This window comes from Cellulosimicrobium marinum (assembly GCF_020551945.1).
Classification (GTDB): domain Bacteria; phylum Actinomycetota; class Actinomycetes; order Actinomycetales; family Cellulomonadaceae; genus Cellulosimicrobium; species Cellulosimicrobium marinum.
Genome location: NZ_JAJBZH010000005.1, coordinates 321,392 through 340,461, shown reverse-complemented (window position 1 = coordinate 340,461; position 19,070 = coordinate 321,392). Strand labels below are relative to the sequence as shown.

The 19,070-nt window shown below is 73.3% G+C and carries 18 protein-coding genes and 1 pseudogene; 8 read left to right on the top strand and 11 right to left on the bottom strand.

Features of this window, described 5'->3' with window-relative positions; translation table 11 throughout:
- The first annotated feature begins 104 nt into the window (after nucleotides 1-104).
- The 6 genes and pseudogenes from LGQ04_RS13370 (at nucleotide 105) to LGQ04_RS13350 (ending at nucleotide 6,067) form a co-directional block, all read left to right on the top strand.
- Nucleotides 105-578, top strand: a complete 474-nt coding sequence (locus tag LGQ04_RS13370; protein ID WP_229244528.1) for a bifunctional nuclease family protein — start codon at nucleotides 105-107, stop codon at nucleotides 576-578.
- A 189-nt stretch (nucleotides 579-767) separates the two neighbouring features.
- On the top strand, nucleotides 768-1,355 hold the full coding sequence (locus tag LGQ04_RS13365; RefSeq protein ID WP_229244409.1) for a MerR family transcriptional regulator: 588 nt from the start codon (nucleotides 768-770) through the stop codon (nucleotides 1,353-1,355).
- Between the two features lie 169 nt (nucleotides 1,356-1,524).
- The gene (locus LGQ04_RS13360) at nucleotides 1,525-4,923 is read left to right on the top strand and encodes a pyruvate carboxylase (RefSeq protein WP_229244408.1); all 3,399 of its coding nucleotides are present in this window, start codon (nucleotides 1,525-1,527) and stop codon (nucleotides 4,921-4,923) included.
- Nucleotides 4,924-4,943: 20 nt separating this feature from the next.
- The gene (locus tag LGQ04_RS13355; RefSeq protein ID WP_229244407.1) at nucleotides 4,944-5,789 is read left to right on the top strand and encodes an MBL fold metallo-hydrolase; all 846 of its coding nucleotides are present in this window, start codon (nucleotides 4,944-4,946) and stop codon (nucleotides 5,787-5,789) included.
- Nucleotides 5,786-5,878, top strand: a pseudogene (locus LGQ04_RS17910) (DUF2510 domain-containing protein); the annotation flags it as partial. The gene LGQ04_RS13355 and the pseudogene LGQ04_RS17910, both read left to right, overlap by 4 nt.
- Nucleotides 5,879-5,926: 48 nt before the next feature.
- Nucleotides 5,927-6,067 (top strand): hypothetical protein, encoded by a 141-nt coding sequence (locus tag LGQ04_RS13350; protein ID WP_229244406.1) that lies wholly within the window; start codon nucleotides 5,927-5,929, stop codon nucleotides 6,065-6,067.
- A 5-nt stretch (nucleotides 6,068-6,072) separates the two neighbouring features.
- Here the strand turns inward: LGQ04_RS13350 and LGQ04_RS13345 are convergent, their stop codons facing one another.
- The 4 genes from LGQ04_RS13345 to LGQ04_RS13330 form a co-directional block, all read right to left on the bottom strand.
- A complete protein-coding gene (locus tag LGQ04_RS13345) occupies nucleotides 6,073-7,326 on the bottom strand; it encodes a phospholipase D-like domain-containing protein (RefSeq protein WP_229244405.1) in 1,254 nt (417 codons plus the stop codon).
- Nucleotides 7,327-7,416: 90 nt separating this feature from the next.
- Nucleotides 7,417-7,686, bottom strand: coding sequence for a DUF7218 family protein (locus tag LGQ04_RS13340; RefSeq protein ID WP_229244404.1), 270 nt, complete (start codon nucleotides 7,684-7,686; stop codon nucleotides 7,417-7,419).
- A gap of 130 nt (nucleotides 7,687-7,816) precedes the next feature.
- Nucleotides 7,817-9,253 (bottom strand): outer membrane protein assembly factor BamB family protein, encoded by a 1,437-nt coding sequence (locus tag LGQ04_RS13335; protein WP_229244403.1) that lies wholly within the window; start codon nucleotides 9,251-9,253, stop codon nucleotides 7,817-7,819.
- Between the two features lie 10 nt (nucleotides 9,254-9,263).
- Nucleotides 9,264-10,349 (bottom strand): tyrosine-type recombinase/integrase, encoded by a 1,086-nt coding sequence (locus LGQ04_RS13330; RefSeq protein ID WP_229244402.1) that lies wholly within the window; start codon nucleotides 10,347-10,349, stop codon nucleotides 9,264-9,266.
- A gap of 1,369 nt (nucleotides 10,350-11,718) precedes the next feature.
- Between LGQ04_RS13330 and LGQ04_RS13325 the strand changes: the two genes are divergently transcribed.
- On the top strand, nucleotides 11,719-12,519 hold the full coding sequence (locus tag LGQ04_RS13325; RefSeq protein WP_229244401.1) for a hypothetical protein: 801 nt from the start codon (nucleotides 11,719-11,721) through the stop codon (nucleotides 12,517-12,519).
- Between the two features lie 53 nt (nucleotides 12,520-12,572).
- On the opposite strand, the gene LGQ04_RS13320 is transcribed toward LGQ04_RS13325, so the two are convergent.
- Entirely contained in the window at nucleotides 12,573-12,989 is a 417-nt protein-coding gene (locus LGQ04_RS13320; RefSeq protein WP_229244400.1) for a hypothetical protein, read from the bottom strand.
- Between the two features lie 146 nt (nucleotides 12,990-13,135).
- On the opposite strand from LGQ04_RS13320, the gene LGQ04_RS13315 reads away from it, so the two are divergent.
- Nucleotides 13,136-13,483 (top strand): DUF952 domain-containing protein, encoded by a 348-nt coding sequence (locus LGQ04_RS13315; protein ID WP_229244399.1) that lies wholly within the window; start codon nucleotides 13,136-13,138, stop codon nucleotides 13,481-13,483.
- Nucleotides 13,484-13,568: 85 nt separating this feature from the next.
- On the opposite strand, the gene LGQ04_RS13310 is transcribed toward LGQ04_RS13315, so the two are convergent.
- The 6 genes from LGQ04_RS13310 to LGQ04_RS13285 all read right to left on the bottom strand — a co-directional run bounded on the left by LGQ04_RS13310 (nucleotide 13,569) and on the right by LGQ04_RS13285 (nucleotide 19,056).
- Nucleotides 13,569-15,941 carry an ATP-binding cassette domain-containing protein gene (locus LGQ04_RS13310; RefSeq protein ID WP_229244527.1) on the bottom strand — a complete coding sequence of 791 codons (2,373 nt, stop codon included), beginning with the start codon at nucleotides 15,939-15,941 and terminating at the stop codon, nucleotides 13,569-13,571.
- A 73-nt stretch (nucleotides 15,942-16,014) separates the two neighbouring features.
- The gene (locus LGQ04_RS13305; RefSeq protein ID WP_229244538.1) at nucleotides 16,015-16,491 is read right to left on the bottom strand and encodes a hypothetical protein; all 477 of its coding nucleotides are present in this window, start codon (nucleotides 16,489-16,491) and stop codon (nucleotides 16,015-16,017) included.
- Between the two features lie 45 nt (nucleotides 16,492-16,536).
- On the bottom strand, nucleotides 16,537-16,944 hold the full coding sequence (locus LGQ04_RS13300) for a VOC family protein (protein WP_229244398.1): 408 nt from the start codon (nucleotides 16,942-16,944) through the stop codon (nucleotides 16,537-16,539).
- A gap of 5 nt (nucleotides 16,945-16,949) precedes the next feature.
- Complete coding sequence (locus tag LGQ04_RS13295; RefSeq protein WP_229244397.1) at nucleotides 16,950-17,411, bottom strand: helix-turn-helix transcriptional regulator; 462 nt, start codon at nucleotides 17,409-17,411, stop codon at nucleotides 16,950-16,952.
- 115 nt (nucleotides 17,412-17,526) lie between these two features.
- Nucleotides 17,527-18,243 (bottom strand): SHOCT domain-containing protein, encoded by a 717-nt coding sequence (locus LGQ04_RS13290; protein ID WP_229244396.1) that lies wholly within the window; start codon nucleotides 18,241-18,243, stop codon nucleotides 17,527-17,529.
- A 168-nt stretch (nucleotides 18,244-18,411) separates the two neighbouring features.
- Entirely contained in the window at nucleotides 18,412-19,056 is a 645-nt protein-coding gene (locus LGQ04_RS13285; RefSeq protein ID WP_229244395.1) for an FMN reductase, read from the bottom strand.
- Nucleotides 19,057-19,070 lie beyond the last annotated feature (14 nt).

Genomic DNA, 19,070 nt, shown 5'->3' with positions numbered 1-19,070 from the left:
CCCGGTCCTCGCCCGCCGCCATCCCGCGCCCCGGGTCTGCGGCTCGCCCGGCCGAACCGCGGATCGAGTCGTACCGTGGACGGGTGACCGGCGACGACGTGCCGATGGTCCCCGTGGAGGTTCTCGGCGTGCGCCAGCAGCACCGCGACCAGGAGATCGTCGTGCTGCTGCTCGACGGCGCGTCCGACCTCGTCGTCCCGATCGTCATCGGCCCCCGGGAGGCCAGCGCGATCGCCATGGCCCAGGCGGGGCTGCCCACGCCACGACCCATGACGCACGACCTGCTGCGCGACCTCCTCGACGCCGTCGACGTGCGGCTCGAGGCCGCGGAGATCGTCGCGCTCGACGGCGGCATCTTCTTCGCCGAGCTCGTCCTGAGCAACGGGGTGCGGCTCGACTCCCGTGCGTCCGACGCGATCGCGGTCGCGGTCCGCACCGGCAGCCCCGTGCTGTGCTCGGCCGAGGTCGTCGCGACGGCGGGGGTCGAGGTCGTCGACGTCGCCCAGCAGGAGGAGGTCGAGAAGTTCCGCGACTTCCTCGATCACGTCACCCCCGAGGACTTCTCGACCGACGAGTGACCCGCAGCCGCCGTCCCCGTGCACCGGGAGGAACCGTGACAGAACAGACCTTCGACCTCAGGTCGAGGGTGAAGCGCGTCGTGGCCCACCCGACGGCGCACGACACGCCCGCACCGCACCGGCGTCGGTCGTTGACGACCCCCCGACCCGCCCATAGCGTGGACGACGACACCACACCAGGAGGCGACAGTGAACAGCAGCGGTGAGGCGAGCGTCGGCTCCGGTGCGACGATCCCGCAGGGCGCGCAGGGCCTCCTCTTCGGGGAGGACATCACCGAGCAGGACACCACCACCGGGTACCGCGGACCCACCGCGTGCCGCGCCGCCGGCATCACCTACCGCCAGCTCGACTACTGGGCACGCACCGGGCTTGTCGAGCCCACCGTGAAGCCCGCGTCCGGCTCGGGCTCCCACCGCCTCTACAGCTTCCGCGACATCCTCGTCCTCAAGGTCGTCAAGCGCCTCCTCGACACCGGGGTGTCCCTCCAGCAGATCCGCACCGCCGTCGAGCACCTGCGCGAGCGCGGCGTGGACGACCTCGCCCAGATCACGCTGATGAGCGACGGCGCGAGCGTCTACGAGTGCACGTCGCCCGACGAGGTCGTCGACCTCGTCCAGGGCGGCCAGGGCGTGTTCGGCATCGCCGTGGGACGCGTGTGGCGCGAGGTCGAGGGCACCCTCTCCGAGCTGCCCACCGAGAGCCTCGACGACGACACCGCCGAGGCCCACCCGCAGGACGAGCTCGCGCGACGCCGCCAGGCCCGCACCGCCGGCTGACCGGCCCCGCGCGGGGGCTGTGGACCTCGTCACACGCCCTGCAGCAGGCGCCCTGCGCGCCGCGTGGGAGGATCGGCCGCAAGCGTGGCCTCGCCGCCCGCGAGCGCCGTCACCCACCTGACGGCCCGGGCGCGGCGCGACCGCTCGGCCCGACGGATGGAGTCGCCCCGTGTTCTCGAAGGTCCTGGTCGCCAACCGCGCGGAGATCGCCGTCCGGGCGTTCCGTGCCGCGTACGAGCTGGGGGCGCGCACCGTCGCGGTGTTCCCGCACGAGGACCGCAACTCCGAGCACCGTCTCAAGGCCGACGAGGCGTACCTCGTGGGGGAGCCGGGGCACCCGGTGCGGGCGTACCTCGACATCGAGGAGATCGTGCGGGTGGCGCGCGAGGCGGGCGCGGACGCGGTGTACCCGGGGTACGGGTTCCTGTCGGAGAACCCGGACCTGGCGCGGGCGTGCGCGGACGCCGGCCTGGCGTTCGTCGGGCCGCCGGCGGAGGTGCTGGAGCTCGCGGGGAACAAGGTGCGGGCGCTGAAGGCCGCGCGGGAGGCGGGCCTGCCGGTGCTGGCGTCGTCGGAGCCGTCGGCGGACGCGGACGAGCTCGTCGCCGCCGCCGACGCGATCGGGTTCCCGGTGTTCGTCAAGGCCGTGGCGGGTGGGGGCGGGCGCGGGATGCGTCGCGTGGACACGCGCGAGGACCTGCCGGAGGCGCTGGCGGCGGCCATGCGGGAGGCCGACGGCGCGTTCGGCGACCCGACGGTGTTCCTCGAGCAGGCGGTCCTGCGGCCGCGGCACATCGAGGTGCAGGTCCTCGCCGACGGCGCGGGGAACGTGGTGCACCTGTACGAGCGGGACTGCTCGTTGCAGCGACGCCACCAGAAGGTCGTGGAGATCGCCCCGGCGCCGAACCTCGACCCGGCGGTCCGGGACGCGTTGTGCGCGGACGCGGTGCGCTTCGCCCGGCACATCGGGTACCAGAACGCGGGGACGGTGGAGTTCCTCGTCGACACCGTCGGCGAGCGTGCCGGGCAGCACGTGTTCATCGAGATGAACCCGCGCATCCAGGTGGAGCACACGGTGACCGAGGAGGTCACGGACGTCGACCTGGTGTCCGCGCAGATGCGGATCGCGGCGGGGGAGACGCTGGAGGACCTGGGGATCCGGCAGGAGGACGTGCGCGTCAACGGTGCGGCGCTGCAGACGCGCATCACGACGGAGGACCCGGCGAACGGTTTCCGGCCCGACACGGGGCGGATCATCGCCTACCGGTCGCCGGGCGGGGCGGGCGTGCGGCTCGACGGCGCGACGGCGACCGCCGGGTCGGTCGTCTCGGGCCACTTCGACTCGATGCTCGTCAAGCTCACGTGCCGCGGCCGGGACTTCCCGACGGCGGTGCGTCGTGCGCGGCGCGCGCTCGCCGAGTTCCGCATCCGGGGCATCCGCACGAACATCCCGTTCCTGCAGGCCGTCCTCGCGGACCCGGAGTTCGTCGCGGGGAACGTCGCGACGTCGTTCGTGGACGAGCGGCCCGAGCTGCTCGCGGCGCGCGAGAGCGCGGACCGGGGGACGCGGCTCCTGACGTACGTGGGGGACGTGACGGTGAACCGTCCGCACGGCGAGCCGCGCGCGGTGCCCGACCCGTCGCGCAAGCTCCCCGCACTCGACCTGGCGGTCGCGCCGCCTCCGGGGACGCGTCAGGAGCTGCTCGCGCTCGGCCCGGAGGGCTTCGCGCGCGCGTTGCGCGCCGAGGAGCGCCTGCGCGTCACCGACACGACGTTCCGCGACGCGCACCAGTCGCTGCTGGCCACGCGCGTGCGCACGCACGACCTCGCGGCCGTCGCGCCGCACGTGGCGCGCAGCACGCCGGGCCTGTGGTCGGTCGAGGCGTGGGGCGGGGCGACGTACGACGTCGCGCTGCGGTTCCTCGGGGAGGACCCGTGGGAGCGGCTCGCGACCCTGCGCGAGGCCATGCCGAACCTCGCGATCCAGATGCTGCTGCGCGGGCGCAACACGGTCGGGTACACCCCGTACCCGACGCAGGTCACGCGGGCGTTCGTCGCGGAGGCCGCCGCGACGGGCATCGACGTCTTCCGCGTCTTCGACGCCCTGAACGACGTCGACCAGATGCGGCCCGCGATCGAGGCCGTCCGTGAGACCGGGACGACGGTCGCCGAGGTGGCGCTGTGCTATACGGGCAACCTGCTCGACCCGGCCGAGGACCTGTACACGCTGGACTACTACCTGCGGCTCGCCGACCGGATCGTCGACGCGGGCGCGCACGTGCTCGCCATCAAGGACATGGCGGGCCTCCTGCGCCCCGCCGCCGCCGCCCGGCTCGTCGGGGCGCTGCGGGAGCGGTTCGACCTGCCCGTGCACCTGCACACGCACGACACCGCGGGCGGGCAGACCGCGACCCTGCTCGCGGCGGCAGCGGCGGGCGTCGACGCGGTGGACGCCGCGAGCGCCGCGATGGCGGGGACGACGAGCCAGCCGTCGCTGTCGGCGCTCGTCGCGGCCCTCGAGCACACGGAGCGGGACACGGGCCTGTCGTTGCGGGCGGTCGCGGACCTGGAGCCGTACTGGGAGTCGGTGCGGCGCGTGTACGCGCCGTTCGAGTCGGGCCTGCCGGGTCCGACGGGGCGCGTGTACGAGCACGAGATCCCGGGCGGGCAGCTGTCGAACCTGCGTCAGCAGGCGATCGCGCTGGGGCTGGGGGAGCGGTTCGAGCAGGTCGAGGCGATGTACGCGGCGGCGGACCGCATCCTCGGGCGGCTGGTGAAGGTGACGCCGTCGTCGAAGGTCGTGGGTGACCTCGCGCTGCACCTCGTGGCGGCGGGTGCGGACCCGGTGGAGTTCGCGGCGAACCCGCAGGCGTTCGACATCCCGGACTCGGTCGTCGGGTTCCTCGGGGGCGAGCTGGGCGACCCGCCGGGCGGGTGGCCGGAGCCGTTCCGGTCCCGTGCGCTGCAGGGGCGTGCGGTGCGGGGCGGGGTGACGCCGCTGGGGGCGGAGGACGAGGCCGAGCTCGCGCAGGAGGGTGCGGTGCGCCGGCGGCGGCTCAACCACCTGCTGTTCGCGGGGCCGACGAAGGAGTTCGAGCAGGTCCGTGCCGCGTTCGGCGACGTGTCGGTCCTCGACACCACGACGTACCTGTACGGGCTGGAGCCGGGCCAGGAGGTCTCGGTGGGTCTGGACAGGGGCGTGCGGCTGCTCGTGGGCCTGGAGGCGATCGGCACGCCGGACGAGCGGGGGATGCGGACGGTGATGTTCACCCTCAACGGTCAGCTGCGCCCCATCCAGGTGCGTGACCGGGGGGTGGACGTGGACGTCCGCGCGGCCGAGAAGGCGGACCCGACGCAGCCGGGGCAGGTCGCGGCGCCCTTCGCGGGCGCGGTGACGCCCGTCGTCGCCGCCGGGGACGTCGTCGAGGCCGGGCAGACGGTCGCGACCGTCGAGGCGATGAAGATGGAGGCGGCGATCACGACGCCCGTCGCAGGCACGGTGCAGCGGGTGGCGATCGGCGCCGTGCAACAGCTGGAGGGCGGCGACCTGGTCCTGGTCGTCGGCTGAGACGAGAGCGAGGGACTCGTATGCGCGTCATCTTCCACGGCCACGCCTGCGTCGGCGTGGAGCACGGCGGCCTGGTCGTCGTGATCGACCCGGGCACGTTCAGCGACACGGCCTCGGCGCTGCACCGCGCGGACGTCCTGCTCCTCACCCACGAGCACCCGGACCATGCCGACCCGGCGGCGATCGGGGCGGCACTTGCACGACGGCCGGGCCTGACGGTGCGGGCGCCCGAGGCGGCGGTCGCGACGCTGCGCACGCACCTGCCGGAGGAGGACGGGGACCGTGTCCAGGGGGTCGCCCCGGGGGAGCACCTGCACCTGGGCGCGCTGGACGTGGTCGTCGGAGGAGGCCGGCACGCGGCGATCCACCCCGACATCGACCCGCCCGCCCACGTCACCTACCTCGTGCGCGGCGACGGCGCGACGCTGCTGCACCCGGGCGACTCGTTCGACGTGACCGTCCCGGCCGCGCCGCAGGAGGCGCGCCTCGACGTGCTCCTCGCGCCCGTGAGCGGACCGTGGCTGCGGCTCGGCGAGACGATCGACACCGTGCGGGCCGTGGACCCGCACGTCGTCGTGCCCGTCCACGACGCCCTGCTGAGCCCGGCCGGTCGCGCCCTCGTCGACCGGCTCCTGGGCGAGGGGCGCACGGGCGGGACGTACGCGTACCGGCCGCTCGCCGTCGGGCAGGCCCTGGACGTGGCGGCCGGCGGTCTCGACGGCACCGCCGGGTCGGTGGCCGCCGCCGTCCTCGCCGAGCACCCCGAGTACGCCGAACCGCCTCACCTGGAGCAGGACGAGAGCGTGCCCCCACGGCCCGAGGAGGAGGCGGCGGAGACCGGTCGGACGGAGGTCGGGCACACGTGACCCCCGCGCACCCGCCGGGGTGGTACCCCGACCCGTGGGGCTCGCCCTCCGAGCGGTGGTTCGACGGCCGCGCGTGGACGCCCCAGCTGAGGACAAGGCCCCACCTGAGGACCGGGCCCCGCCCGCAGGGGCGGGCCGTGCTCCTCACGGTCGTCGCGCTCGTGCTCGTGCTCGCCGTGGCCGCCCTGACGACCGTGCTCGTCGCGCGGGTGGTGCAGGACGTCCACGGCGGGCTGCGGGACGTGGTGTGCGGGGAGTCGCCGCACGTCTGCGAGTAGCGGGACTACAGCAGCGGTCGGAGCGGGGTGAGCAGCACCTCGCCGAGCTTCGCGACGACGGACCGCTCGTCCCACTCGGCGAGCGTCAGCTCGCGCGTGTTGGTGAGGTCGACGTCGAACACCTTCTCCATCTGCTCCGCCACGCCCCGGTCGGTGATCTCGAGGTTGACCTCGTAGTTGCCCGTGAGCGACAGCCGGTCGATGTTCGCCGTGCCGATCGTGGTCCACCGGCCGTCGATCGTCGCGGTCTTCGCGTGCACCATGGCGTTCTCGTACAGGTGGATCCGCACGCCGCCGCGCAGCAGGGCGCTGTAGAGGCCGCGCGAGAGCCAGTCCGCGACGACGTGGTTGGACCGCTCCGGCACCAGGACGCGCACGTCGACGCCGCGCGCCGCCGCCGTGAGCAGCGCCGCGAGGATCTCCCGGTCGGGGATGAAGTACGCCTGCGTGATGTAGACGTGCGAGCTCGCACGGTCGATCGCGTCGAGGTAGATCCCGCGGATGGGGAACACGAGGTGCGCCGGGGCGTTGCGCGCCGCGCGCAGGCTCGGCTCCCAGTGCACCGACCCTGGGTCGGACAGCAGCGGCTGACCGGACGCCCGGTTCGCGTTCCAGAAGTCGACGAACGCGTTGCGCAGCTCCCACACGCCGGGCCCTTCGACCCGCACGTGCGTGTCACGCCACTGCGTCGCGTACAGGGCGCCGATGTTGTACCCGCCGACGAACCCGACCTCGTCGTCCACGACGAGGATCTTGCGGTGGTCCCGCCCCGACTTGCGGACGTTGAGCAGGAGGATCCCCGGCCGGAACACGGGGTAGCGGATCACGTGCACCGCGGGCGGCAGGTCGTAGAAGTCGCGGGGGACGACGAGGTTCGCGAACCCGTCGTACACGACGAACACGTCCACGCCGCGCGCGCTCGCCTCCACGAGCGCCTGCCGGAACTCCTCCCCGACGCTGTCCGCCTTCCAGATGTAGGTCTCCAGCAGGATGCAGCGCTGCGCCCCACGGATCGCGGCGAGCATCTCCCGGTACACGTCGTCGCCGTACGTGAAGACCGTCGTGGTGGTCCCGGCGACCTCGACCGGGTCCGGCGAGGACCGGGGGAACGACGCCTCGACGGTGTTGCGACGCTTGCGGATCGCGTCCGTCACGACGAGGGCGGCCGCGACCGTCGCGGGGACCGCGACCGCGGCGACGACGGCGCGCGCGAGGACCCGCCGCGCGTACTGCCAGGGGGAGTGGTTCGGGGAGCGCACGTGCTCACCGTAGCCGTCGTACCCGCGGCCGCGACCCGAGCGGCGCCCGCGCCACGGCCGGACCCGATCAGTGGGACCGCAGGGCGTCGATCAGTGGGACCGCAGGGCGTCGATCAGCTCGGCCTTGCGCATCGAGGACCGGCCCTCGATGCCGATCTCCGCGGCACGCTTCCTCAGCTCGTCCACGGTCCAGTCGTCGTAGTCCCCGGCCTTGCCGCCCTTGCGGCCGACGGCCTTGCGGGACGACCCGGCGGCAGCGTTCGCGACGCGTGCAGCCTTCTCCTTCGAGCTGCCCTCGTCGCGCAGCTTCTCGTACAGCTCCGGGTCCTTGACGCTGGGCCCGGGGGAACGGCGTGGCATGGCGACCTCCTGTGGTCCGGTGCACGACGACGCGCGCGACGGTGGCGTGCGTCCCTACCCGTCCAGCGTGGGGGCACCCCCGTGGCCTCGCACCCGCGGAGGACCGGGCGCGGCCGGGTGCGCGGTGTCGTCACCCGTAGCCGACGAGCGTGCCCTGGACCGTGTCGAGCCGCAGCAGGCGCCCGTCGAGAGCGACGAACCCCGACCCGTCGCCCTCGACCCGTGTATCCCACGCGACGCTGCCGTCGTCGAGGTGCAGCCCGACGACGCGAGAGGTCCGCGGGTCGGCCGGGGACGCCACCACGAGGGCGGCGACCTGCCCGTCCGTGAACGCGCCCACGACGGTGTCCCGGGTGCCGAGCTCGTGACGCGCCCACGTCCACCTCTCCTGGCCCGACGCGAGGTCCACAGCCGCGACGACGTACCCCCGGTCGAGCACCGCCGTGCCGTCGGCGACGACGAGGACCTGGCCGACGTTGCCGCTCAGGGTCCACCGCTCGTTCCCGCGCGGGTCCACCGCCTGCAGCCCGCTCGGCACGGCGAGCAGGCGGGTCGGGTCCGCGGTGCCGTCCGACGAGCGCGCGACCAGAGGTCGGCCCGGCAGGAACCGCTCGACGGCGCCGTCCGGGTCCACGAGCTGGGTGAGGAGCACCGTCCCCGACGTCGACGCCGTCGTCGTGCGCAGGAACCTGCCCGCGGGGGCGGGCAGCACCTGGACGGTCACCGCCTCCGACGGGTCGTCGACGCGCACCCCGTCGAGCGTGAACGCCGCGCTCACCCGACACCCCTCGAGCACCACGAGCCCGTGCTCGACGCGCGCCGCGGCCGTGCCGGCGACCTGAGGGCGGCACACGTCCGCCATTGGGATGTCGTCCGGCCCGGAGGTGGCACGCCAGCGCACCGTGCCGTCGGTCGGGTCCTGCACCGCGACCGACACGACGCCGCCCGCACGCTCCCAGCGCAGCACCGCGTCCTCGCGCGCCACCAGCGCCCGGCCCAGCCCGTCCCCGAGGGTGGCCCGCGCGACCACCCGGCCGTCCGCGTCCACGACCCACGCGTCCGGGTCGTGCTCCGGCCCCGTGAGGCACACGAGCGTCCCCGCCCCGGCACGGCCGGTGGTCCCCGGAGCGGGACCGCACCGCGGGGTGTCCGCGAGCGCCGTCGTCCAGGTCCGGGTGCCGTCCGCGGGGGACAGCCCGACGAGGTCCTCACCGTCCGTGACGGCGAGGACGTCACCCACGGACCACACCTGGGGGCTCGTCGTGGCCACGCGCCACTGCTCGCCGGGGGCGGTCGCGAGGGAGGTGACTCCTCCGGCGGCGTCGCGCAGCGCCGTGCGGTCCGACCATCCCTGGCCGAGGCTGCTGACCACGAACGCGCCCGCCACCGCGGCGACGCCCGCGACGGCGAGGACCAGGTGGCGCCGGCGCGGGTGCCGTGCCCGACGGCGGGGCGCGGGCGGGTCGTCCGGGCCGGCCTGGTCCGGGGCGCCGTCGTCCGGTGCGGCGTCCTCGTCCTCGACGAGCTCGAGCCGCCGCAACGCCTCGTCGTGCCGGTTCACGGCCATGCAGCGCAGACTACTCCGGGCCGTCCTGCGTCCGGTGGTCCTCGGCGGGGCCGGCGAGGGCGCCGCTGAGCGGGTGCGCACGGATCGCGGCGGCGAGCTCGCCCTCGATCCGGTCGAGGTAGACGCCCGTGGTGGCGATGGACGCGTGCCCGAGGAGCTCGGCGACGACCTTGACGTCCCAGCCGTCGGCGGCGAGGAGGGTCGCGGTGGTGTGGCGCAGCGCGTGCGGGGTGGCCTCGCGCCGGTACTGGTCCGGCATGCGGGCGACGCACCGGCGCAGGAGGGCGCGCACGGCCTGGGCGTCGATGCGGCGCCCGCGCCACGACAGCAGGAGCGCGCGCCGGGCGTCGGCGTCGTCGGGGCGGCGCGCCGCGAGGCCGGGGCGCTGGCGGGTGACGTACTCCTCCAGCGCGGCGGCCAGAGGAGGGGAGAGGGTGACCGTGCGGACGTGGCCCCCCTTGCCCTGGATGCGCCACCGGGTCGTCCCGGGTTCGCGCGAGAAGTCGTCGAGGTCAGCCCGGACGAGCTCGGACACGCGCGGGCCGAGGACGAGCAGGAGGGCGACGACGAGGCGGTCACGCACGCGCAGGTCGTGGTCCTGGCGCGCCACGGTCCCCGAGGGGACCTCGTCCGTGGCGACGGAGAGCAGGGACGCCGCGGACCCGGCGGACAGCGCCGTGCGGGCCACGCGCAGACCCTCGCGCAGCGGCGCGGGGGGAGCGGCCCACTGCATCGGGTCCGCCTGGACCCACCCCTCCCGGGTGGCGTGGGAGAAGAACCGGGTCACCGACTGCCGGAAGCGGTTCACGGTCGCGGTCGAGCGGCCGACGGCGCCCGGCTTGCGCGCGGGGTCCTGGTAGCGCCGGTCCGGGGTGACCTGGTAGCGCACGAGGACGTCGTCCACGTCCTCGCCCGTCACGTCGTCGAGGATCCGGGAGGGACCGACGAGGGTGGTGAACTCGCGGACGTCACGCTCCCAGCTGCGCCGCGTGGTCGCGGAGAGCACGCCACGGACCGTCTGCGCGGCGACGCTCGCGAGGTACCGGTCGGCGGCCTCCTGCACCGTGACGCGCTCCAGCCGGGGCGGGGCGACCATCCCTCTCGTGCTCCTCTCGATGCCGGGTAACGTCCCTCCGGATCCTAGGTCGCGGCACCGACATCGCAGGTCAGAGCGGGTGCGGTCCGTCCGGGTGGCGTCGGGGAGGGATTGCCGGGGACGGCGACGGGCACCGTCGGGGGAGCAGCAGCCAGGACAGGGGACGGGTGCCGTGGGACGCGTCCGGGAGAGGGAAGAGTCGCGGTGCGACCTCGTCGGGCGCTGTGCTCACGGAGGCTGCGTGGGGAGGAGGGCGGGAAGGAAGGTGGGAACGAAGGTTGGGAGGAGGCCCGGACGCACGTCCGCGAGGTTGGGGTCGGCGACGGCTTGCACGACTGTACGACAGCACGCTGTTGACCTAAACACAATGGTTTGGGCCCTATGTCCGATTCTAGAGATCGTAGCCGAGTTGACGATCCCTGGCCAGGCTCGGACGGGCGCCGGTCGGCCGAGGTCTCGGGCGCTCGTTCGTGGTGCCGGGTCGGGTCGCCGGTGTCGACGGCGGGGCGGCGGGCGGTTGGGCGCGGACGGGGGATGTCGTGCGCCATGCCCATGTCGCAGCGGCCGCCAGGGCGACGCCGCCGGCGGCGACGAGGAAGACGGCCACGGTCAGCGTGCCGAGCAGCACCGAGGCGGCGAGCCGGGCGGCGGCCAGGATGTGCCGAGACCAGTCATGCCGGAGCTCGCCAGGTCGAGACCCGGCACGTCGGAACCTCGTGCCGCCGCCCGGTACGGTGCGGAGTTCCCGTACCGCCTCGACCGTAGGTGCGCCGAGCAGGTGCACGGACCGTCGGTGCGACGCGACCTGTCGAGGCGCCTGCAGGGCGAGTGTTGTCGTCATGTCTCGGGGAGAGGGTGCGAGGCGCTCCGGTGATGCGTCACGCGCCCGTCGCCAGGGCGAAATGACATAATGTACATTATCGGCGGGCAAGTGGTGCAAGTTGCATCAGATGCAAGAGCTCGCACCCCAGGTGCGATGACAGCGTCGCTGCAGGTCAGCGGCACCTTCCCGTCGCCGTTGGCGCGCAAACGCCGATCGACCCTTTCCGCCTCGCCGCAGGTCACGCTGCCGTCTCAGGAGCCGACTACGGAAAGTACATCTCCGACCTGGCTCGGGCATAGAGCACCTCAGGCATCGTGAACACTGCGGTCAACTGGCAGTCACCTGACGAACCGCTTCGCCTCGTCCTCCGGAAAGGCGAACACGGAGCAGGCAGGTACGCACGTTGGGTGCTCGCACGGAGGGTGAGCCACGTCGAGGGCTTTCAGTTGGAAGTGTAGAAACTCCCGTCCTAGAAAGCCTCGTCCTCTACTTGGTGGCAGCCACGCCCGAGCGTTCAACTGGCGAGCGGTCTGGGAGGATGCGAGCGTGCTGCTGCTGCGAGCCATGGCCACCCGATGGGTAAGCGACGACCCCCAGCCCGGAGTTGTCCAGATCGAGTTCACCGATGCCGACGGCCACACCCATCACCTTCAAGAGAAGCCGACGGTCATAGACGCGGCCGGTGTAATGAACCGGCACGCGAAGTTCCCGATCGAGGTCCAGATCGCGTGCCGGCCCCGCCATCAGGCCTACCGGCCACGCGAACGACGCACGTTCAACGTCGTCGACCTGTCGCCGTGGGGAGTCGATGATCCTGCCGTGCTGTATCCGGTGGACCGGGGCAATCTCTCCTGGTCGACGCCGGCGGCACACTCGGATCTCTCGATTCGAGCGAGGCAGGCAGTCGCCCTGGTGACGTTCCGTCGTTGGCGCGAGTCCGTCGGCCTGGACTGCGTCGAACTCGCGACTCTCGAGGACCATCTGTGGCAGTACGCCACGGTCACCCCCGACACCTTCAATGCCTGGCACGACGGTCACCCCCTCGTCCACGTCGGGCCCGATGGCCCGCTACCGAACGCAGTCCACGATCAGCTCCTCGCACACGGGCTGGATCCGAGCGACGTACGAAGCGCGATCCTTGCCCTCACCCAGATCACTTACGGAGGGCTGTTCGGCAGAGTGGAGAGCGAATGGTCACTCGCAGATCTTCGCGCGCTCGGCCGATTCACAGAGCGAGATGGCACGCCACTGGTCACCGCCGACGGCTTCGTCGACAGCCTCTGGGTCGACGGCGACTGGGGCAACCCGAGTGAGGAGCTCGTCCGCCGATGGCGCGCCGCGACGTAACCCTGACGGCGGTCACCCCTCCCCGAGCGTTACGGCACCATCCCCGCACACCGTCACCGTCGCCGGCGTTCCCCTCCGTTTGAAACTCCTGCTCGGCGCCCGTCGCTCGTGGCGTCGTCCGTGGTCGCCCAGCGCCGGTCCGCGTAGACCAGTGGGTACCCATGGAACGTTGCCGGCCAAAGCGGACCTTCGACGACGTCGTCGACGCTGAGCCCGATCACCCAGTTCCCGTGCTCGCGGTCAGCGGTCGTCCACGCGACGGTGCCGGGTTCGAGCTCGGCAACGAGGGCTGAATGCGTGGCGCCGGCAACTCGGTAGGACCTTGCGGACAGCCCGGCTGTCCGGAGGTGTCGTTTTGCCGTCGAGAGGTTCTCCGCGGCAACGACCGCTTCAGTGGGGAACAGATGCCCGGTGGATGCCTCTGGACTTGAGCCATGGCTCTTGAGGTCATGGAAGTGGAAGGCTTTCACGGCGCAGGCTCCTGATCCATCGCATTCCAATAGTTCATGGTCCTCGGTCCGCGGGCGCGCATCAAGGCCAGCCGCAGCGAGCGCACCGCGGTTCGCCGTCGAGATCCCCGTGGATGCACGACCGGTGGTCTGGCACGGTGTCGACGGTGGAGATCCTGCACCTGGCTCATCGTGAGGACTGGGAGGCGGCGCTGCGCGGCGGTGCCTACCGAGTCTCGACCCGCGGGGCGAGCCTGGACGACGTCGGCTACGTGCACGCGTCCTACCCGCACCAGCTCGCCGCGGTCGCCGAGGCCGTCTACGCGGGCGACGAGGCCGACCTGTGCGTCCTCGTCCTGGACACGGCCGCGATCCGGGCGGCCGGCACGCGCGTCGTCGACGAGGACGGCGGGCACGGCGAGCTGTACCCGCACGTCTACGGCCCGATCGAGCCACCATTCGTCAGGTCGGTGCTCCCAGCAGGGTTCGACGACGCCGGCCGGCTCCGGTGGTGACGTCTCCCGGATCCTCTACGCGGTCGACGGTCGGACCACAGCGTGGGCAGAGTGGACCTCTCCCCCGGCGGTCATCTCCTCGTGCTCACGGGGCGACGTAGGCGGCGAGGTGCTCGCCGGTCAGGGTGGACCGGGCGGCCACGAGGTCGGCGGGTGTTCCTTCGAAGACGACGCGGCCGCCGTCGTGCCCTGCTCCGGGGCCGAGGTCGATGATCCAGTCGGCGTGCGCCATGACGGCCTGGTGGTGCTCGATGACGATGACGGACGTGCCGGAGTCGACGATGCGGTCGACGAGGGCGAGGAGGTTGTCGACGTCGGCGAGGTGGAGGCCGGTGGTGGGTTCGTCGAGCACGAGGACGGTGCCCTTCTCCCCCAGGTGCGTGGCGAGCTTGAGGCGTTGCCGCTCTCCCCCGGACAGGGTGGTGAGGGGCTGGCCGAGGCTGAGGTAGCCGAGGCCGACGTCGTCGAGGCGCGCGAGGATCGTGGCCGCGGCGGGCGTCCTGGCGGGGCCGTCGGCGAAGAAGGCGCGCGCCTGGGTGACGGGCAGGTCGAGTACCTGGGCGATGTTGAGGTCGCCGAGGCGGTAGTCGAGCACCTCGGCCTGGAAGCGGGTGCCGCCGCAGTCCTCGCAGGGCGTGGACACGGTCTCCATGAAGCTGAGCTCGGTGTAGATGACGCCGGCGCCCTTGCACGTGGGGCAGGCGCCCTCGGAGTTGGCGCTGAACAGGGCGGGCTTGACGCCGTTGGCCTTGGCGAAGGCCTTGCGGATCGGGTCGAGGAGGCCCGTGTACGTGGCGGGGTTGGACCGGCGCGAGCCGCGGACGGCGCTCTGGTCGATCGTGACGACGTCGTCGCGGCGGGCGATGGACCCTTCGACGAGGGAGCTCTTGCCGGACCCGGCGACCCCGGTGACGACGACGAGCACGCCGAGGGGCACGTCCACGTCGACGTCCCGGAGGTTGTGCGAGGACGCGCCGCGAACCTCGAGCGTTCCGGTGGGTGTGCGGACGGCGTCCTTGAGGGTGGCGCGGTCGTCGAGATGACGACCGGTGGTGGTGCCGCTGGTGCGCAGCCCGTCGACGGTGCCCTGGTAGGTCACCTCTCCCCCGGCTCGTCCGGCGCCGGGGCCGAGGTCGACGACGTGGTCGGCGACGGCGATCGCCTCGGGCTTGTGCTCGACGACGAGGACGGTGTTGCCCTTGTCGCGCAGGCGGATCAGGAGGTCGTTCATGCGGGCGATGTCGTGGGGGTGCAGGCCGATGGTGGGTTCGTCGAAGACGTAGGTGACGTCGGTGAGGGACGAGCCGAGGTGGCGGAGCATCTTGATGCGCTGGGCCTCTCCCCCGGACAGCGTGCCGGAGGGGCGGTCGAGGCTGAGGTAGCCGAGGCCGAGCTCGACGAAGGAGGCGAGGTTGTCGCCGAGCGCCTGCACGACGGGGGCCATGGCGGGGTCGTCGAGGTTCCGGATCCAGTCGGCGAGGTCGGTGATCTGCATGGCGCACAGGTCGGCGATGGTGACGCCGCGGATCTTGCCGGAGCGGGCGGACTCGGACAGGCGGGTGCCGCCGCAGTCGGGGCACGCGGCGAACGTCGCGGCGCGCTCGACGAACGCGCGGACGTGAGGCTGGAGGGAGTCGACGTCCTTGGAGAACATCGACTTGGTGATCTTGGGGATCAGGCCCTCGTAGGTGACGTTGATGCCCTTGGCCTTGATCTTCGTCTGCTCCTTGTGGAGCAGGTCGGCGCGCTGCTGCTCGGTGAACTCGCGGACCGGCCGGTCGGGCGGGAAGAAGCCGGACTCGACGTAGGTGGCGACCATCCAGCCGTCGGGGGTGTACCCGGGGACGGTGATGGCGCCGTCCAGGAGGGACTTGTCCTCGTCGAGGATCTGCGTGAGGTCGAGGTCGGAGACGGTGCCCCTCCCCTCGCAGCGCGGGCACATGCCGCCGTGGTAGATCGCCTCGCGCACGATCGTCTTCTCCCCCGTGGCGGACGTCATCACGCCGCTGGCCTTGCGCGCGGGGATGTTGAACGAGAACGCGGGCGGCGGGCCGACCTGCGGCTCGGAGAACCGGCTGAACAGGATGCGCAGGATGGCGTTGGCGTCGGTGACGGTGCCGACGGTGGAGCGGGGGTTGGCGCCGAGACGTTCCTGGTCGACGACGATCGCCGTCGTGAGGCCTTCCAGCCGGTCGACGTCGGGCCGCTCCAGGGTGGGCATGAAGCCCTGGAGGAACGCGCTGTACGTCTCGTTGATGAGGCGTTGCGACTCGGCGGCGATGGTGTCGAACACCAGGGAGCTCTTCCCGGACCCGGAGACGCCGGTGAACACGGTGAGGCGCCGCTTGGGGATGTCGACGCTGACGTCCTTGAGGTTGTTCCCGCGAGCGCCGTGGACGCGGATGACGTCGTGGGTGTCGGCGGTGTGGTGGCCGGTGCCGGGGGGCGGGGTGGTCATGGGTCTCCGTCGGTCTGCGGTGCGGTCGGGGTCGCGGTCCGGTGGCGCGGTGGTGGTGCGTGGGGTGGGCGGGTCAGGCGACGCCTTCGTCGGCGATGCGCCAGGGGGTGTGGGGGGTGTCGCGGACGAGTCGGTAGCCCCAGGTGGTGGGGGCTTCGTCGAGGGAGCTGTCGTCGCGGAGGGGTCGCCAGGTGGGGGTGAGGGTGACGGGGACGTGGACGACCTGCTGGTGGGGTGCGTGGCCGCTGAGGGCGGGGTCCTCGGGGACGGGGGTGCCGATGTGGATGTCGGTGAGGGTGGCCAGGGCGTCGCACCAGGTGGCGTCGTCGGGGTGGGTGCGGAGTGCGGCTGCGGTGGTGCAGTCGTGGCCGGCGAGCGCCTGGGTGTAGGTGTGGACGACCTGGGTGGGGGTGGCGTCGTCGGGGGGTGGTGTGACGGGGGTGGTGGGCAGGGGGGCGAGGAGGGCGACGGCGCCGGTGGTGAGGAGGGCGAGCGCGGTGAGGGTGCCCGCGGTGGCGAGGCGGCGGGTCGTGGTGCGCGCTCGGGGCACGGTGGTCCTTCCGGGGCTGTCGGGTGGGGTGGTGGTGCGGGTGGGTCAGCGCTGGTCGATGCGGACCATGTTGCCTGCGGGGTCGCGGAAGGCGCAGTCGCGTACACCCCAGGGCTGGTCGGTGGGTTCGGAGACGACTTCGGCGTCGGCGGCCTGGAGGCGGGCGAAGGTGTCGTCGAGGTCGTCGGTGGCGAGGATGATCGACTGGTAGGCGCCTTTGGCCATGAGCTCGACGACGGTGCGTCGTTCGTCGTCGGTGACGCCGGGGTCGGCGGCCGGCGGGGTGAGGACGAGGCGCACGTCGGGCTGGGTGGGGGCGACGAGGGTGAGCCAGCGCATGGTGCCCTCGCCGACGTCCAGGGTCAGGTCGAACCCGAGGAGGTCGCGGTAGAACGCGAGGGACGCGTCGGGGTCGGTGTGCGGGAGGAAGGTGGTGTGGAGGGTGATGTTCATGGGGCTCACGCTAGGTGCACCCCGACGGCGGGCGCTTCTCGATTCCTGACGGGTCGGGTGGCCTGCTTGGTGACGCAGGAGGGGAGCTCTGCGGTGCCGGCGTCGTGGGCGCGGCGGGCGTACTCGCTGGGCGGCATGCCGACGAGCTCGGTGAAGCGGGTGCTGAAGGTGCCGAGGGACTGGTAGCCGACGGTGAAGCACACCTCGGTGACGGTGAGGTGGCCGTGGCGCAGGAGCGTCATGGCGCGTTCGACGCGGCGGGTCATGAGGTAGGAGTAGGGGGACTCGCCGTAGGCGGCCTTGAACTGGCGGCTGAGGTGCCCGGCGGACATGTGGACGCCGCGGGCGAGGGCCTCGACGTCGAGGGGGCGGGCGTGCTCGCGGTCGATGCGGTCGCGGACGCGGCGCAGCAGGGCGAGGGCGCGCAGGTGGGCGTCGTCGGTGGCGCGGTGCGTTCCGCTGGTCACGGTGTCGATCCTAGGGTGCTGTGCGGCTGTGCGGGGTGGGCGGGCCGGGGTGACGCCCCCCGCCCGGGTCGGGCGGTGCCGGGCGAGGTGGCGCGTGCGACGGTGCCGGTCGGTGTCACTCGAGCAGGCGGGTCTTGGCCTGCTCGAACTGGGCGGCGGTGAGGTCGCCGGCCCGGCGCAGCACGGCGAGGCGTTCGAGCGCGTCGACGAGGTCGGCTCCCTCGTGCCGTGGGCCGGTGCCGGTCGCGGCGCGCACGCGCCACAGGGTGCGGGTGAACACGCCGGGGCGTCGTCGGGTGCCCGGTGCGTCGGGTCGCAGCCGTGGGGTGCGGGGGGACGGCACGGTGCGGTCGTCGAGGGTGACGGTGCCGGGGTGGGCGGCGTGCAGGGCGCGGGCGAAGTCGACGAAGCGGGTGGCGGAGCGGTCGAGGACGACGACGCGGGTGGTGGCGCTCGCGGGCGCGGTGGTGGCCGGGCGTGGTGGGTGCAGGTGGACGACGACGGTGTCGGTGACGGTCACGGTGACGTGCGCGGCGGCCGGTGGTGCTGTGGTGGGGACGGGGGTGTGCGGGGTGGCGAGGCGCAGGTGGGCGCCGTCCCAGACGAGTCGCCCTCCGGCGACGTGGAACATCGCCGGGTAGCGCAGGTCCGTGGTGCGACGCGTCGGGGCGGTGACGGTGGGCGGGCGCACCAGGCCGACGCTGCGACGCACGGGCCCGGGCGCCTCGACGGCGGGTGCTCCGGTGGCGGGCGCCGATGTGCGGAGCGCGTCGGTGCCGGTCGGGTCGGTGTCGGTCGGGTCGGTGGCGTGCCCGGTGTGCGGCGCGGTCATGGCTGCTCCCCCGTCCTGCCCGGCGCGGCGGGCGTCGTCGGCCGGCGCGTCCCGGCGCCTCGATCCTCGCGGACGGGCGGGGCCGGTGCAAGGGCCCTGTGCGGGGCCTGGTCGGCCGTCGGGACGGTCGTTCCGACGACGCTGCCGCAGGTCAGGCGCGCGCGGAGGTCACAGGCCGCCGAGGAGCGCGGTGAAGTCGGGGGTGCCGGCGAACGGGTCGGCGGGGCCGTCGTTCGCGCGCAGCGCGACCTTCTCGGCGAGCTCGCGCCCGGCGCGCGCGACGCGGCGGGGCAGGGCGCCGCCGTCGTCGGACTCCCCCGCCGCCCAGTCGTCGGTCGCGGCGAACACGGACGTGGTGGCGACGTCGGCCCGCAGGTAGGTGAACAGGGGGCGCAGGGAGTACTCGAGCGCGAGCGAGTGGCGGGCGGTGCCGCCGGTGGCGCCGAGCAGCACCGGTGTGCCGGTGAGGGCGTCCTTGTCGAGGACGTCGACGAAGGACTTGAGGAGCCCGGAGTACGTGGTGGTGAACAGCGGGGTGGCGACGACGATCCCGTCTGCCGCGTACAGGCGGTCGAGGACACCGGCGAGGTCGCCGGTGGGGAACCCGGTGAGCATGGCGTCGACGACGGCGTGCGCGTGGTCGCGCAGCTCGACGGTCTCGACGTCGGCGCTCAGGCCGAGGGCGCCGAGCTCGCGCACCGCGGCCTCGCCGAGGCGGTCGGCGAGCAGCCGGGTGGAGGACGGCTTGGACAGCCCCGCGGACACGACGACGAGGTGCCGGTCGGTGCCGCCGGGGGTGGTCTGCTGGGTCATGACGTGCTCCTGGT